At 72.2% G+C, this 16,610-nt stretch carries 12 protein-coding genes; 11 read left to right on the forward strand and 1 reads right to left on the reverse strand.

The genetic code is table 11. The features are described 5' to 3' along the window. Positions 1–35: 35 nt before the first annotated feature. From OG379_RS11140 to OG379_RS11180, 9 genes are all read left to right on the forward strand, one after another. Entirely contained in the window at positions 36–824 is a 789-nt protein-coding gene (locus OG379_RS11140) for an adenosylcobinamide-GDP ribazoletransferase (protein ID WP_405661654.1), read from the forward strand. Between the two features lie 194 nt (positions 825–1,018). Continuing rightward, positions 1,019–2,566: a leucyl aminopeptidase gene (locus OG379_RS11145; RefSeq protein ID WP_393766280.1), complete on the forward strand. Its 1,548-nt coding sequence runs from the start codon at positions 1,019–1,021 to the stop codon at positions 2,564–2,566. A 344-nt stretch (positions 2,567–2,910) separates the two neighbouring features. Further along, a complete protein-coding gene (gene lpdA / locus OG379_RS11150) occupies positions 2,911–4,299 on the forward strand; it encodes a dihydrolipoyl dehydrogenase (protein WP_405661657.1) in 1,389 nt (462 codons plus the stop codon). Between the two features lie 55 nt (positions 4,300–4,354). After that, complete coding sequence (gene sucB / locus OG379_RS11155; RefSeq protein WP_405661659.1) at positions 4,355–6,166, forward strand: 2-oxoglutarate dehydrogenase, E2 component, dihydrolipoamide succinyltransferase; 1,812 nt, start codon at positions 4,355–4,357, stop codon at positions 6,164–6,166. 149 nt (positions 6,167–6,315) lie between these two features. Further along, entirely contained in the window at positions 6,316–6,939 is a 624-nt protein-coding gene (locus OG379_RS11160) for a GntR family transcriptional regulator (protein WP_405661661.1), read from the forward strand. Positions 6,940–7,217: 278 nt separating this feature from the next. Further along, positions 7,218–9,887, forward strand: coding sequence for a pyruvate dehydrogenase (acetyl-transferring), homodimeric type (gene aceE / locus OG379_RS11165; RefSeq protein WP_405661662.1), 2,670 nt, complete (start codon positions 7,218–7,220; stop codon positions 9,885–9,887). A gap of 387 nt (positions 9,888–10,274) precedes the next feature. Next, positions 10,275–11,933 carry a glycosyltransferase gene (locus OG379_RS11170; protein ID WP_405661664.1) on the forward strand — a complete coding sequence of 553 codons (1,659 nt, stop codon included), beginning with the start codon at positions 10,275–10,277 and terminating at the stop codon, positions 11,931–11,933. Positions 11,934–12,008: 75 nt separating this feature from the next. After that, positions 12,009–12,977, forward strand: coding sequence for a helix-turn-helix transcriptional regulator (locus OG379_RS11175; RefSeq protein WP_405661666.1), 969 nt, complete (start codon positions 12,009–12,011; stop codon positions 12,975–12,977). An 83-nt stretch (positions 12,978–13,060) separates the two neighbouring features. Continuing rightward, the gene (locus OG379_RS11180; RefSeq protein ID WP_104784917.1) at positions 13,061–13,582 is read left to right on the forward strand and encodes a DUF4240 domain-containing protein; all 522 of its coding nucleotides are present in this window, start codon (positions 13,061–13,063) and stop codon (positions 13,580–13,582) included. A 23-nt stretch (positions 13,583–13,605) separates the two neighbouring features. Here OG379_RS11180 and OG379_RS11185 read toward each other — a convergent pair whose 3' ends face one another. Next, positions 13,606–14,133 (reverse strand): GNAT family N-acetyltransferase, encoded by a 528-nt coding sequence (locus tag OG379_RS11185; protein ID WP_405661669.1) that lies wholly within the window; start codon positions 14,131–14,133, stop codon positions 13,606–13,608. 76 nt (positions 14,134–14,209) lie between these two features. On the opposite strand from OG379_RS11185, the gene OG379_RS11190 reads away from it, so the two are divergent. Next, positions 14,210–15,109: a TIGR01777 family oxidoreductase gene (locus OG379_RS11190; RefSeq protein ID WP_405661671.1), complete on the forward strand. Its 900-nt coding sequence runs from the start codon at positions 14,210–14,212 to the stop codon at positions 15,107–15,109. Between the two features lie 185 nt (positions 15,110–15,294). Continuing rightward, positions 15,295–16,602 (forward strand): NAD(P)/FAD-dependent oxidoreductase, encoded by a 1,308-nt coding sequence (locus OG379_RS11195; RefSeq protein WP_405661674.1) that lies wholly within the window; start codon positions 15,295–15,297, stop codon positions 16,600–16,602. Positions 16,603–16,610 lie beyond the last annotated feature (8 nt).

Here is a 16,610-nt window from a genome sequence, read left to right on the forward strand (position 1 = left end):
TCCGGCACGCTGCCGCACCGGCTAGCCTGCGCGCGGTGACCTCCCTGAACAGCCACGGTCTGCGCTTCGCCTTCGGCACCCTGACCGCGCTCCCCGTCCGCGTCTCCCGCTGGGACCGCGGTACCGCCCGCGCCGGCATGCTGTGCGCCCCGCTCGCCGGACTCGTCGTGGGAGTGCTCGCAGCGGTCCCCGGGGTGCTGTTCCTGTGGGGCGGGTCGGGGCCCCTGACGGCGGCGGTCGCTTCCGCCGCGCTCCCCGCCGCGCTGACCCGTGGGCTGCACCTGGACGGACTCGCGGACACCGCGGACGGGCTGGGCAGCGCCAAGCCGGCCGAGGACGCGCTGCGGATCATGAAGCAGTCGGACATCGGCCCGTTCGGCGTGATCACGCTCCTGTTCGTGCTGCTGGCCCAGGTCGCCGCGCTTCACGAGCTCTACGGCCGCGGCTGGGCGGACGGCGCGCTGGGCACCGTCGCCGCCGCCGTCACCGCGCGGCTCGCGCTCACGCTGGCCTCGCGCCGCGGCGTCCCGCCCGCCCGCCCGGAGGGCCTCGGCGCGGCGGTGGCGGGCACCGTCCCGCCCGGGGGCGGAGCGGCCGTGGCCTGTGCGGTGGTCGCGTGCTGCGCGGCGGCCGGTGCGCTCCTGGGCGGATACGGCACCGGCCTGCACCAGGCCCTCGCCGCCCTGGCCGGCCTCGGCGCCGCGCAGGTGATGCTGCGTCACTGCGTGCGCCGCTTCGGCGGGGTGACCGGCGATGTGTTCGGCGCGCTGGAGGAGACGGCGGCCACGGTGACGCTGCTGGCGCTCTCCCTCGGCCTCTCGTGACGGGACCCCGAGGGGCCCCTCACAACGGGACCAGCCCCTTGGACGGCCCCGCCCCCGTGAGCCGGAAGCAGGGGCGCGCGTAGGCTCGTTCCCGGCGCGTCACGGCGGGATCTACGATGCGCTGGGCACGGTCGGCCACCCTCTCGACCAACACAGACCGGCACACAACTCAACGGAAGCGAGATTTCACCACCGTGACTGCTCTCACTCTCAGCACCTCAGGTGCGGCGACGCTGCGCGCCGACGCACTCGTCGTCGGCGTCGCCAAGGGAGCCAAGGGGCCGGTCCTCGCACCGGGCGCCGAGGCCGTGGACAAGGCGTTCGACGGAAAGCTCGCCACCGTCCTGGAGACCCTGGGCGCCTCCGGTGCCGAGGGCGAAGTGACCAAGCTCCCCGCCCCGTCCGGCCTCAAGGCCCCGGTCGTCATCGCGGTCGGACTCGGTCCGGTCCCGGCGAAGGACGACGCGTACGAGGCCGAGGCGCTGCGCCGCGCCGCGGGCTCCGCCGCGCGTGCGCTGACGGGGTCGAAGAAGGCCGGGTTCGCGCTGCCCGCCGAGACCGCCGAGGACGCCGGGGCCGTCGCGGAGGGCGCCCTGCTGGGCGCGTACGCCTTCACCGCCTACCAGGGCGGCGAGAACAAGCTCGCCCCCAAGGGCGCCAAGTCCGGCCGGAACGACGCGAAGCTTCCGCTCGCCGAGATCGCCCTGCTCGGCGCCAAGCCGCGTGACAAGGCCTTCAAGGCTGCCGCCGAGCGCGCCGTCGCGGTCACCGAGGAGATCAACCGGGCCCGCGACCTGATCAACACCCCGCCGAACGACCTGTACCCCGAGTCCTTCGCCGCCGTGGCCACCGCCGCCGGCAAGGAGCACGGCATCAAGGTGCAGGTCCTCGACGAGAAGGCGCTCGTCAAGGGCGGCTACGGCGGTCTGCTCGGCGTCGGCCAGGGCTCCACGCACGGCCCCCGCCTGGTCAAGCTCGCCTACACGCACCCCAAGGCGGAGAAGACGCTCGCCCTGGTCGGCAAGGGCATCACCTACGACTCGGGCGGCATCTCGCTCAAGCCGGCGGGCCACAACGAGACGATGAAGTGCGACATGAGCGGCGCCGCCGCCGTGTTCGCCGCCGTCGTCGCGGCCTCCCGACTCGGCCTCCAGGTCAACGTCACGGGCTGGCTGGCGCTCGCCGAGAACATGCCGTCCGGCAACGCCACCCGCCCGGGTGACGTCCTGCACATGTACAGCGGCAAGACCGTCGAGGTCCTCAACACCGACGCCGAGGGCCGGCTCGTCCTCGCCGACGCGCTGACCCGCGCCTCGGAGGAGAAGCCGGACGCGATCGTCGACGTGGCGACCCTGACCGGCGCGATGGTGCTGGCGCTCGGCAACCGCACCTTCGGTGTGATGGCCAACGACGACGCGTTCCGTACGTCGATCCACGAGATCGCCGAGGAGGTCGGCGAGGCCTCCTGGCCGATGCCGCTCCCCGCCGACCTGCGCAAGGGCATGGACTCCCCGACCGCCGACATCGCCAACATGGGCGAGCGGATGGGCGGGGGCCTGGTGGCCGGCCTGTTCCTGAAGGAGTTCGTGGGCGAGGGCATCGCCTGGGCGCACCTGGACATCGCGGGCCCCGCCTTCCACGAGGGCGCGCCGTACGGCTACACCCCCAAGGGCGGCACCGGATCCGCGGTCCGCACCCTGGTGCGGCTGGCGGAGCGCACCGCGGCCGGCGACCTCGGCTGAGTCCGGAGCCGGCCTCGGCGCGTGGACCCCGCGCGCGAGGTTCGCTTGCGGCGCAGACGGCCCCGGGCATACGTCCGGGGCCGTCGGTGTTCCTCACGGTGGCCTCGACCGGCATATTTCCGGAAATCTGTACGTATCGGTAACCATCCGGTCGGGATCTTCGTCCGGCTCGGAGCAGGGGCCCGCGTCCCGTCCGGACTCAACAAGTGCGAAGATGGGTTCTCGGCAGGACAGGGCCCCCACCACAGGGCCGAATAACGCAAGCGGCCGAACACCAGCCGACCGGCCGGTCACACCCCAGCGACGGGGCCCGGCGTACGGCGCACATGCATGGAGGACGTGACGTGGCGAACGACGCCAGCACCGTTTTCGACCTAGTGATCCTCGGCGGTGGTAGCGGCGGTTACGCCGCGGCCCTGCGCGGAGCTCAGCTGGGCCTGGACGTCGCACTGATCGAGAAGGGCAAGGTCGGCGGCACCTGCCTGCACAACGGCTGCATCCCCACGAAGGCGCTGCTGCACGCCGGCGAGATCGCCGACCAGGCCCGCGAGGCCGAGCAGTTCGGTGTGAAGGCCACCTTCGAGGGCATCGACATGGAGGCCGTCCACAAGTACAAGGACGACGTGATCTCGGGCCTGTACAAGGGTCTGCAGGGTCTCATCGCCTCGCGCAAGGTGCACTACATCGAGGGCGAGGGCCGTCTCTCGTCGCCCACCTCGGTGGATGTCAACGGTCAGCGCGTCCAGGGCCGGCACGTGCTGCTGGCGACCGGCTCCGTGCCGAAGTCGCTGCCCGGCCTGGAGATCGACGGCAACCGCATCATCTCCTCGGACCACGCGCTCAAGCTGGACCGCGTACCGAAGTCCGCGATCGTCCTGGGCGGCGGCGTCATCGGCGTCGAGTTCGCCTCGGCGTGGAAGTCCTTCGGCACCGACGTCACCATCGTCGAGGGTCTGAAGCACCTGGTCCCGGTCGAGGACGAGAACAGCTCGAAGCTTCTTGAGCGCGCGTTCCGCAAGCGCGGCATCAAGTTCAACCTCGGCACCTTCTTCGACAAGGCCGAGTACACGCAGGACGGCGTGCGGGTGACCCTCGCCGACGGCAAGACCTTCGAGGCGGAGGTGCTGCTGGTCGCGATCGGCCGCGGCCCGGTCTCGCAGGGTCTGGGCTACGAGGAGGCGGGTGTCGCGCTGGACCGCGGCTACGTCCTCGTCGACGAGTACATGCAGACCAACGTCCCGACGATCTCGGCCGTCGGTGACCTGGTCCCGACCCTCCAGCTCGCCCACGTCGGCTTCGCCGAGGGCATCCTGGTGGCGGAGCGGCTCGCCGGCCTCAAGACCGTGCCGGTCGACTACGACGGCGTGCCGAAGGTGACGTACTGCCACCCCGAGGTCGCCTCCGTCGGTATCACCGAGGCCAAGGCCAAGGAGATCTACGGTGCGGACAAGGTCGTCGCCCTCAAGTACAACCTGGCGGGCAACGGCAAGAGCAAGATCCTGAAGACCGCCGGCGAGATCAAGCTCGTCCAGGTCAAGGACGGTGCCGTGGTCGGCGTCCACATGGTCGGTGACCGTATGGGCGAGCAGGTCGGCGAAGCCCAGCTGATCTACAACTGGGAGGCGCTGCCGGCCGAGGTCGCGCAGCTCATCCACGCCCACCCGACGCAGAACGAGGCGATGGGCGAGGCCCACCTGGCCCTGGCCGGCAAGCCTCTCCACTCCCACGACTGATCCAGTCCCGGGGACGACCGACCACTTCACACTTTCGTAAGGAGCAACCGAAACCATGTCGGTTTCCGTAACCCTTCCGGCGCTCGGCGAGAGCGTCACCGAGGGCACCGTCACCCGCTGGCTGAAGGCCGAGGGCGAGCATGTCGAGGCCGACGAGCCGCTGCTCGAGGTCTCGACCGACAAGGTCGACACCGAGATCCCCGCGCCCGCCTCGGGCACCCTCGCGTCCATCAAGGTCGCCGAGGACGAGACCGTCGAGGTCGGCGCCGAGCTGGCCGTCATCGACGACGGTTCGGGTGCGCCCGCCGCCGAGTCGGCTCCGGCCGCCGAGCCGGAGGCCGCTCCGGCCCCGGCCGAGGAGGCTCCGGCGCCCGCCGCCGAGGCCCCCGCCGCGGAGGCCCCTGCCGCCGAGGCTCCCGCCGCCGCTCCGGCCGGTGGCGCCTCCGGCACCGACGTCACCCTTCCGGCGCTCGGTGAGAGCGTCACCGAGGGCACCGTCACCCGCTGGCTGAAGGAGGTCGGCGAGGAGGTCGCGGAGGACGAGCCCCTGCTCGAGGTCTCCACGGACAAGGTCGACACCGAGATCCCCGCCCCGGTCGCCGGCGTGCTGCTGGAGATCGTCGTCGGCGAGGACGAGACCGCCGAGGTGGGCGCCAAGCTCGCCGTCATCGGCGCTCCGGGTGCCGCACCGGCCGCCGCTCCGGCAGAGGCCGCCCCGGCCCCCGCCGCGGCTCCGGCAGAGGCCGCCCCGGCCCCCGCCGCTCCCGCACCGGCCGCTCCGGCGCCGGCTCCCGCAGCCCCGGCCGCCCCTGCTCCGGCACCGGCACCGGCCCAGGCCCAGGCCGCGCCCGCCGCTCCGGCACCGGCACCGGCACCGGCCGCCCCGGCGCAGCCCGCCGCTCCGGCGCCTGCCGCCCCGGCCGCGCCTTCCGGTGACGACGGCGCGTACGTCACGCCGCTGGTCCGCAAGCTCGCCACCGAGAACGGCGTCGACCTGGGCTCGGTCAAGGGCACCGGCGTCGGTGGCCGTATCCGCAAGCAGGACGTCGTCGCCGCAGCGGAGGCCGCCAAGGCCGCCGCCGCTCCGGCTCCGGCCGCCGCCGCCGCCCCGGCAGCCAAGGCCGCGCCGAAGCTCGAGGCGTCCCCGCTGCGCGGTCAGACGGTCAAGATGACCCGCATGCGCAAGGTCATCGGCGACAACATGATGAAGGCGCTGCACTCGCAGGCCCAGCTGACCTCGGTCCTCGAGGTCGACATCACGAAGCTGATGAAGCTGCGCAACCAGGCGAAGGAGTCCTTCGCCGCCCGTGAGGGCGTCAAGCTGTCCCCGATGCCGTTCTTCGTGAAGGCGGCGGCCCAGGCGCTGAAGGCCCACCCGGTCGTCAACGCCCGGATCAACGAGGACGAGGGCACCATCACGTACTTCGACTCGGAGAACATCGGCATCGCCGTGGACGCCGAGAAGGGTCTGATGACCCCGGTCATCAAGGGTGCGGGCGACCTGAACATCGCCGGTATCGCGAAGAAGACCGCCGAGCTGGCCGGCAAGGCCCGCGGTGGCGGCCTCACCCCGGACGACATGTCGGGCGCGACCTTCACCGTCAGCAACACCGGTTCGCGCGGTGCGCTGTTCGACACGGTCATCGTGCCGCCGAACCAGGCGGCCATCCTGGGCATCGGTGCCACGGTCAAGCGTCCGGCGGTCATCGAGACCGCCGAGGGCACCGTCATCGGCGTCCGCGACATGACCTACCTGTCGCTCTCCTACGACCACCGTCTGGTGGACGGCGCGGACGCCGCCCGTTACCTGACCACGGTCAAGGCGATCCTCGAGGCGGGCGAGTTCGAGGTCGAGCTCGGCCTCTGAGCCGTGCAGCTGTAACCAGCCTCACCAGCGGCGCCCCCGTCCGGAACACTTCCGGGCGGGGGCGCCGCCGTATTGTCTAGACACCACCGGTCGTCCCCGGCCGCCGCATCGGTGAGCAGCACCGGTTTGTTCGCCCGAAGGAGCCCGTCATGACCCCGCCCGTCGTCCACTCGCTGCGCGAGCAGATCCGCGAGCACATCGTGGAAGGGATAGTCAGCGGGCGCTGGAAGCCGGGTGAGCGGATCGTGGAGCGCCGCATCGCCACCGAGCTGGAGGTCAGCCAGACGCCCGTGCGCGAGGCCCTGCGCGAGCTGGAGACGCTGCGGCTGATCGAGTCGGCGCCCAACAAGGGGGTCCGGGTACGCAATCTCACCGCGGCCGACCTGGAGGAGAGCTATCCCGTACGGGCCGGTCTCGAGCAGATCGCGGCGGAGCTGGCTGCCCCCGCGCTCGGCGAGGACTGCTCGGCGCTCACCCCGCATGTGGCGGCGCTGTACGAGGCGGACCGGCTGGCCGACGGCGAGGCGCAGGTGCGGCACACGGTGGCCTTCCACCGGGAGATGGTGCGCGCCGCCGGGAACGCGGTGCTGCTGCACACCTGGGAGGGGCTGGGCATCGAGGTGTTCACGGCCCTGTCGATCCGCTGGCTGGGCACCGTGCAGAAGTCGTACGCGGAGGAGCACGAGGCGCTCATCGAGGCGTTCCTGCGCCGGGACCCGCACATCGCCGTGATGGTGAAGGAACACGTCCTCGGGTGCGCGCCACGCGCCTGAGGGCCTGAGTTCCGGCGCCGGGCGGGCGCGCACATCTGGGTCGGAACCCGCTCGACCGTGCAGGTCAGCGCCCGTTTCGCCCCCTTGATCCCGTCACTCCGTGCCCCGTTTCGCGGCACCGCATGCCACTTTTCTTCATATCGAGAAGTTTTGCCCTTCACCCTTTGATCGATCATCGATCGGAGACTTACAGTTCAGTCGCGGGCCCACCGGCCCCATCGCCCTGTCCTGCCAGCCAGGGACTTCTCCACCCCCTCCCACTCCGGAAGGCGGCGATCATGACCGACCCCGTAGCAACGCTTCCGAGCGAGCTCGACCAGCTCCCGGACCGCGACCCCGAGGAGACCGCCGAATGGGCGGCCTCCCTCGACGCCGTCACCAAGGCCGCGGGCCCGCACCGCGCCGCGTACCTGATGCGGCGTTCGCTCCAGCACGCTGAGGGCGCCGGCATCGCGCTGCCCAAGCTGCTGGAGAGCGATTACGTCAACACCATCCCCACCTCCGCCGAGCCCGCGTTCGACGGCGACCTGGAGATGGAATCAAGGATCACCGCGTGGAACCGCTGGAACGCGGCCGCGATGGTCACCCGTGGCGCCCGGTACGGCGTCGGCGGCCACATCGCCACGTTCGCCTCGGCGGCATGGCTGTACGAGACCGGCTTCAACCACTTCTTCCGCGGCAAGGAAGGTGACGGCTCCGGCGACCAGCTCTACATCCAGGGCCACGCCTCGCCCGGCATCTACGCCCGCGCCTTCCTCGACGGCCGCCTCAGCGAGCAGCAGCTCGACAACTTCCGCCAGGAGTCGGGCGGCGACGGCCTGCCGTCCTACCCGCACCCGCGGCGGCTGCCCTGGCTGTGGGAGTTCCCCACCGTCTCGATGGGCCTCGGCCCGCTCTCGGCGATCTACCAGGCGCGCTTCAACCGCTATCTGACCAACCGCAAGATCAAGGACACGTCGAACTCGCACGTCTGGGCCTTCCTGGGCGACGGCGAGATGGACGAGCCCGAGTCGACCGCCGCCCTCGCCCTCGCGGCCCGTGAGCAGCTCGACAACCTGACCTTCGTCATCAACTGCAACCTCCAGCGCCTCGACGGCCCGGTCCGCGCCAACTTCCGCGTGGTCCAGGAGCTCGAGGGCGCCTTCCGCGGCGCCGGCTGGAACGTCATCAAGACGCTCTGGGGCAACGCCTGGGACGAGCTGTTCCAGCTCGACACCACGGGCGCGCTGATCCGCCGCCTCCGCGAGGTCCCGGACGCGCAGTTCCAGACGTACGCGACGCGCGACGTGGCCTACATCCGCGAGCACTTCTTCGGCGCCGAGCCCGCCCTCGCCGAGCTGGCGAAACTCCTGAGCGACGCGAAGATCGCCGAGTGTTTCTACAGCTCCCGCGGCGGCCACGAGGCCCGCAAGGTGTACGCGGCCTACCGCGCGGCCCTGGAGCACAAGGGCGCGCCGACCGTGATCCTGGCCCAGACGGTCAAGGGCTACACGCTCGGCAAGGGCTTCGAGTCCAAGAACGCCAACCACCAGATGAAGAAGCTGTCGATCGACGAGTTCAAGGGCATGCGCGAGCTGCTCGGCCTCCCGATCCCGGACAGCGCCTTCGAGGACGGGCTGGTCCCCTACGGCCACCCGGGCGCCGACTCCCCCGAGGTCCGCTACCTCCAGGAGCGCCGTGCCGCCCTCGGTGGTCCGGCCCCCGCCCGCCGGGTGCACGCCGCCGCGCTGCCCCAGCCGGAGGAGCGCGCGTTCAAGGCCCTGTACAAGGGGTCCGGCAAGCAGGAGATGGCCACCACCATGGCGTTCGTCCGCCTGGTGAAGGACCTGATGCGGGACAAGGAGACCGGCAGGCGCTGGGTTCCGATCGTCCCGGACGAGGCCCGTACCTTCGGTATGGAGTCGCTGTTCCCCTCGGCGGGCATCTACTCGCCGCTCGGCCAGACGTACGAGCCGGTCGACCGCGACCAGTTGATGTACTACAAGGAGGCCAAGGACGGCCAGATCCTCAACGAGGGGATCACCGAGGCCGGCGCCATGGCCGACTTCATCGCCGCCGCTTCGTCGTACGCGACGCACGGCGAGACGATGATCCCGTTCTACATCTTCTACTCGATGTTCGGCTGGCAGCGGACCGGCGACCAGATGTGGCAGCTCGCCGACCAGCTCGGCAAGGGCTTCATCGTCGGCGCCACGGCGGGCCGCACGACGCTGACGGGTGAGGGCCTCCAGCACGCGGACGGCCATTCGCACCTGATCGCGTCCACGAACCCGGCGTCGCTCAACTACGACCCGGCGTTCGCGTACGAGATCGCGGTGATCGTCAAGGACGGTCTGCGGAGGATGTACGGCCCCGAGGCCGAGAACGTCTTCTACTACCTGACGGTCTACAACGAGCCGAAGCAGCAGCCCGCGATGCCGGAGGGCGTCGAGGAGGGCATCGTCAAGGGCCTGTACCGCTTCAAGGAGGGCACGCCCGCATCCGCGGACGCGCCGCGCCTGCAGCTGCTGGGCTCCGGCACGGCGATCCACTGGGCGCTGAAGGCCCAGGAGCTGCTGGCCTCCGACTGGGGTGTCACGGCCGACGTCTGGTCCGCCACCTCATGGGGCGAGCTGCGCCGCGAGGCGCTGGAGTGCGACGAGGCGCTGCTCCGCGGTGAGGAGCGGGTGCCGTACGTGACCCAGGCGCTCTCCGGCGCGCCGGGCCCCGTGCTCGCCGTCAGCGACTGGATGCGCGCGGTCCCGGACTCCATCAGCCAGTGGGTGGAGCAGGACTGGTCCTCCCTGGGCACGGACGGCTTCGGCCTCTCCGACACCCGTGAGGGCGCCCGGCGCCACTTCGGTGTCGACGCCGAGTCCGTCGCGGTCGCCGCGCTGGCCCAGCTGGCCCGCCGTGGCGAGATCCCGGCCTCCAAGGTCAAGGAGGCCCGGGAGAAGTACGGCCTCTGAGGGGCCTGAAGCCGGAGGGCTGTCTCCCTTCACACCGCAGGGCGGGCTCGTTTCGAGCCCGCCCTGCGGGCGTTCACCCACCGCGCCCCGGCGCATGCCCGTAGGGCACACGAGCGTCCGCATCATGAACCACAGCGCAACGAATCAATAACTTCATACGATGAATCGGAAGCTCCGTGCAACGCCAGGCGGTGCTCGGCGGTCTAGGAGAGCGAGTCCTACGCCTCTCGGGCGACGGGTCGGCTTCCGGGGGGAACCGGACGGCACAGACCTGTCCCTTGAGTGGCGATTTATAGGCTCATACGGGTATATCAACCGAATACCGTTTCGTGCGATTGGGCCGGGTATCCCCCACTACCCCCCGGCACGGCCTTGAGGGGACGCAGCATGACCACTGCCGAGAAGTTCGCACCGCATACGCTGCGGGCCACGATCGTCGTTCCGATCTACAACGCGTCGCATTACATCGAGTCGTGCGCCCCGTCCCTGCTCCGGCAGAGCATCGGGCCCGACCAGTACGAAGTCGTCTACGTCAATGACGGATCGACCGACGACTCCGGGGAGCGTCTGGACCGGCTGGCCGCCGCCCACCCGCACGTCCGCGTCATCCACCAGGAGAACTCGGGCTGGCCCGGCAAGCCGCGCAACGTGGGGGTGGCGAGCAGCAGGGGCGAGTTCATACAGTTCGTGGACCAGGACGACGAACTGGGTGAGGAGGCTCTGGAGCGGCTGTGCGCCCTGGGCACGAAGAACGAGTCGGACATCGTGCTGGGCAAGGTCGTCGGCACGATGCAGGCGCCCAGCACCGTGTTCGCCCGGACCATCGACCGCTGCTCGGTGCGCGACCACTCGCTGATGGATTCGCTCACCCCGCACAAGATGTTCCGGCGGTCGTTCCTCCTGGAGAACGGCATCAAGTTTCCCGAGGGCAGATGCCGGCTGGAGGACCAGCTGTTCATGGCCCGCGCCTACGTCGCCACGGAGCGGGTCTCGGTGCTGGCCGACCACCCCTGCTACTACTGGATGCGCCGTGAGGACAGGGGCAACAACAGCAGTGCCCCGATCGACGTCCAGGGGTACTTCGGCAATCTCCGCCAGGTCGTCCAGGCACTGAAGGACGGCACGGAGCCGGGCCCCGAGCGCGACACGCTGCTCCGCCGCACCTATCGCGTGGAGATCCTCCACCAGGTGAGCGAGCCGCGGGTGCTCAGCCCCACCCTGGACGTCCGGTCCCGGTTCGAGACGGTCCGGCAGCTCGTCGCGGACGAGTTCTCCCCCGGCGTACGGGAAGGGCTCCCCGCCGTGCAGCGGCTGCGCGCGACGCTCCTGGAGGACGGCCGCCTCGACGGTCTGCGCGCCCTGGCCGAGCGCACCCGCACACTACGGTCACGAGCCGATCTGGGCCGGCTGCGCTGGCGGGACGGCAGGCTGACCGCGCCTCTCCAGATGACCATGACGCACGCGGACGGCACACCGGTGGTCATGGTGGAGCGCGACGGACGCCTGCTGCTCGACCCCCGGCTGCTGGAGGGGAACCCGGCGGTCACGGAGTGGGAGATCGGCGACCCCCTGCGCGCGGTGTCCGCGCACGTGCTCCTGAAGGACCGCAAGCGCCCCATGGGCTGGTTCCCCACCTGCGACCTCAGGGCGGCCGTCGTCCCCGCCGGCCCGGGGCGGAGCCGGCTGGTCGTCCGGGGCGAGCTGGAGATCGACCCGCTCACGGCGGCCGGCGGCGGCCCGCTGCAGCGCGGGATCTACGACGTGCGGGGCTCGCTGCAGCTGCTCGGCGTGGGCAGGAGCGTCCGGATCGAAGGGGACCGGCGCACTGAGCTCACAGCGGCCGGTGCCACCCGGGTCGGCCCCGACGCCGTCGGCGTCGTTCCCTACTGGACCGCCGGGCGCACGCTCGCCGTCGACGTCGACGAGTTCTACCACCGCATGGACGCCCTCCCGCCGCGCAGGTGGACCGTGCACATCCCGGCACCGGCGCGCCGCCCGCTCGGCCGGACCTGGCGCAGCCTGCGCGCGATGGCTCCCCGGCGCTGAGTCCGTGCGGCCGCGCCGCGCCTCCACGGGCCGGGCTCCCTGTGGCGGTGCGGCGCCGGCACGCACAATGGCCGCATGCGTGCTGCCCGGCTGATCAAGATGGTGCTGCTCCTGCAGTCCCGGCCCTCCATGACCGCCGCCCAGCTGGCCGAGGAGCTGGAGGTGTCGGAGCGCACCGTCACACGGGACGCCCAGGCGCTCTCCGAGGCGGGCGTGCCCGTGTACGCCGACCGCGGCCGGGCGGGCGGCTACCGGCTCGTGGGCGGCTACCGGACGCGGCTCACCGGGCTGGCCCGTCATGAGGCCGAGGCGCTCTTCCTGTCCGGACTGCCCTCCGCCCTGCGTGAGATGGGGCTCGACGACGCTGCCTCGGCTGCCCGGCTGAAGGTCTCGGCGGCCCTGCTCCCCTCGCTCCGGGACGCCTCGCGCACCGTCGCCCAGCGCTTCCATCTGGACGCCCCCGGCTGGTACCACGAACCGGCCACCCCCGAGCTGCTGCCCGCCGTCGCGGAGGCCGTCTGGGACGACCGGCTGGTCCGGGCGCGCTACAGCCGCCGCCCCTCGGGCGAGGTGGAGCGGGAGCTGGCCCCGTACGGGCTCGTCCTGAAGGCCGGGGTCTGGTACCTCTGCGCCCGGGCCGGGGACGACTTCCGCGTGTACCGGATCGACCGGTTCGCCGCCGTCGCCGTCTCGGAGACCCGCTTCGTGCGGGACGAGGCCTTCGACCTGCCGCGCTTCTGGGAGGAACGGGCCGCGCAGTTCGCCCGGTCGATCCTGCGTACCGAGGTGACCGTGCGACTGTCGGAGGCGGGTGTACGACGGCTGCCGCACGCCATGGACCGGGCCGCCGTCGACGAGGCACTGGCCGGGGCCGCCGCGCCGGACGCGGAGGGCCGGCGCACGGTGGTCCTGCCGGTCGAGTCCGCCGAGGTGGCGTACAGCCAGCTGCTGTCCCTCGGGCCCGAGGTGGAGGTCCTGGAGCCCGCCGCCCTGCGCGAACGCTTTGCCGATACCGCCGAACGACTGCGCGACCTCTATCGCTGAAGTGGCCTGGAAATGACGTCGAAGGCTTCAATTCGGTGTCTGGGCGTGCGTCGCCTGCCGCCGGGGCAGATGCTGGACCCGTGATGGACGAGACGGAGTTCTGGGAGATCATCGACAGCACCCGCGAGGCCGCCGAGGGCGACCCCGAGGACCACGCCGACCTGCTCGTCGAACGGCTGGTGCGGCTCGATCCCGACTCCGTGCTGGATTTCGCCAGACACTTCGAGGCCCGCTACAACCGCGCGTACCGCTGGGACCTGTGGGGCGCGGCTGCCGTGCTGCTCGGCGGGGCGAGCGACGACGCCTTCGACTACTTCCGCTGCTGGCTGATCGCGCAGGGCCGTGAGGTCTTCGAGGGGGCGGTGCACGACCCGGACAGCCTGGCCGAGCTGCTCGACGACTTCGACGAGGAGCTCGACGGGGACGGCGAGGAGCTCGGTTACGCCGCCGACGAGGCGTACGAGCAGCTCACCGGCGTCGTCGCCCCCGATCTGGGGCTGCCGCCGCAGGCGGCGGAACCGGCGGGCACGCCCTTCGGCTTCGACGACGACGCGGCGCTGGCGGAGCGCTACCCGGCCCTCTGGGAACGCTTCGGCCCGGTCTGAGCCCCCGGACGCGCGCCCGGGATTCAGGCTGTCAGCGAGCGGCCCATCAGGACGTCGTCGACGTACCGCCCGCCCAGGAAGAACTCGCCGGGCAGTACGCCCTCGACGGCGAAGCCCTCGGACGCGTAGAGCGCCTGTGCGGCGGTGTTGTGGCCGAGCACCCGCAGGGTGAGCCGTCCGGCGCCCTGGCGCCGCGCCTCGGCGTACGCGGCGTGCAGCAGCGCACGTGCGACGCCGTGGCGCCGCCACCGGTCGGCGACGGCGAGGCCCTGTATCTGGCGGACGTGCGCGTTGCAGGCGAGCGGGGTCGGGCGGGCCAGCCGGATGTAGCCGGCCAGGGACTCCTCGTCCGTACCGGTGACCGCCTCGACGACCAGGTATTCGCCGGGCAGGTGCCGCTCGTCGAAGAAGGGCTCGTACGGCGGCTGCGGCTTCGGCTGCACGGCGTGGAGGGTCGACCAGGTGGCCCGGTCGAGCTCGGCGAGGGCGGTCTCGTCCTCGGGGACGGCGGGACGGGCGGGGCCGAGGGACCGGAATCGTGGCACGGACATGCGTGCAACTGTGCCATGCGTGTCCGGCGCCTCCGACTCCCGCGTGACCGAGGGCGCATGGGGCAGGATGGACGGCATGCTGCGTTCCCGAATCGCCGTCACCGGATCGACCGGACTCATCGGAGCGGCGCTCGTGCGCTCGCTGCGTGCCGACGGGCACGAGGTGGTGCGCATGGTGCGCCGCCCGGCCGCCACCGGTGACGAGGTGGAGTGGGACCCGAAGCGCCAGTACGTCGATGCGGCGGGCCTCGTGGGCTGTGACGCGGTCGTCCACCTCGCGGGGGCGGGAGTCGGGGACCACCGGTGGACCGAGGCGTACAAGCGGGAGATCCGTGACAGCCGGGTGCTGGGCACGGCGGCCGTCGCCGAGGCGGTGGCTTCGCTGGACACCCCGCCGAGGGTGCTGCTGTCGGGGTCGGCCATCGGCTTCTACGGCGACACCGGCGACCGTGCCGTCGACGAGAGCGCGCCGCCCGGCGAGGGTTTCCTGCCGTCCGTCTGCGTGGAGTGGGAGGAGGCGACGGCTCCGGCCGAGGAGGCGGGCATCCGCACGGTCCACGCTCGGACCGGTCTGGTCGTCTCCCGGCGGGGCGGGGCCTGGGGGCGGCTCTTCCCGCTGTTCAAGGCGGGGCTCGGCGGACGGATGGGGAACGGCCGGCAGTACTGGAGCTTCATCGCGCTGCACGACCACATCGCGGCGCTGCGGCACATCCTGGACACCGAGGCACTGTCCGGCCCGGTGAATCTGACGGGCCCCTCCCCCGTCACCAACGGCGAGGTGACGGCCGCCATGGGGAGGGTCCTGCGGCGCCCGACCCTGTTCGCCGCCCCGGCACCCGCGCTGAAGGCCGCGCTCGGGGAGTTCTCCGGGGACGTCCTGGCCAGCCAGCGGGTGCTGCCCGGCCAACTTCTCGACTCGGGCTTCGCGTTCGCCTTCCCCGGCATCGACGACGCCATCCGCGCCGCACTGCGCTGACCACGGCCCGGCGCTCCCCGGGACCCGGCGCGGGACCACCGTGCGACCCCGTGCACCGGTGCCCGGGGTGCGCGCTACTGCGCCTCTCTCGGCCATACACCTAGCCTCGACCCGAACTCGGGCATTCCGGGGGCCTGTTGGGGGCAATAGCTCCCCACCAGCCGCACCGACTCGGGGAGGGGCACGTGATCAGGGCACACGCAGCAGACCACGCGGATGTGGTCATCATCGGGGCCGGGATCGCTGGCCTGTCGGCGGCCCACCAGCTGATCGGCGCAGGGGTGGGCGTCAGCGTTCTGGAGGCCGCCGCGCGGGTGGGCGGCCGGATGGCCACCCATGACATGGACGGGTTCCGGCTCGACCACCTGGGCCCGCTGCTCAGTTCCGCGTATCCGGAGCTGAGCACCACCCCAGGGCTCGAAGGACTGGTGCTGCGGGACTTCGCCCCGGGGGTGCTCGTCCACAGCGGGGGGCGGCAGTACCGCGCCGGGGACGTACGGAGCGCGAGGGGCGCACTTCGTGCGGTGCGCTCCCGGTCGAGCGCCCCTCGCGCGCCCCTGGGCGGGGCGATCGAACAGGCCAGGCTCGGCGCCTGGCTGGCCCGGCTCGCCACCGCTCCGGAGTCCCGGATCATGACCAGGCCCGACCGGGCCGCGTCCGAGGCGCTGTCCGGCCTCCCGCCCCGCGCGGTCGGCGGGTTCCTGCGGCCCCTGCTCTCGGCGCTGCTCGGCGACCCCGGGCTCACCACGTCCAGCCGCGTGGCCGACCTCACCCTCCGGGACTACGCCCGCGGCCGGCTCTGTGTGCCCGCCGGCGGTTCCGCGACGCTGCCCGAACTGCTGGCGGCCGCCCTGCCTCCCGGGACCGTACGCACCGGGGTGCATGTGACCGCGGCGGACATCACCTCCGTACGCACCAAGGAGCACGGTGAGCTGGGCTGCCGGTCACTCCTGCTGGCCACCGGAGCGGGGGCGGCCGCCGAACTGCTGCCGGGGCTGCGGACGCCCGCCTTCCACCCGGTGACCGTGCTGCACCACACCACGGGGGAGGCACCGGCGACCGGGGGCCGTCTGCTGCTGGACGCGGACCGCTCGGGCCCGGTCGCGCACACCGCCGTGATGAGCGAGGTCGACCCCTCGCGCGCCCCGCGCGGCCGGGCCCTGATCACCTCCACGGTGCTCGGCCCTCCGCCGCGGGACCTCGACGGCGAGGTGCGCGCGCACCTGGCCTCGCTGTACGGCACGCCCACCGACGACTGGGAGCTGCTGGCCGCCCATCACGACCCGGAGGCGGTCCCCGCCATGCCGCCGCCGCACGACCCGCGCCGCCCGGTCCGGCTGCTCGCCGGGCTGTACGTCTGCGGCGACCACCGCGACACCAGCACGGTCCAGGGCGCGCTGCGCTCCGGCAGACGCGCCGCCTCGGCGATCCTCGCGGACCTGGGGGTGCGCCGGCAGGGGGCGGACGGGACGGTGCTGCCCGCCGCCGCGTAGGCCCTTCG

Origin of the sequence: Streptomyces sp. NBC_01166 (assembly GCF_045039765.1) — a bacterium.
Classification (GTDB): domain Bacteria; phylum Actinomycetota; class Actinomycetes; order Streptomycetales; family Streptomycetaceae; genus Streptomyces.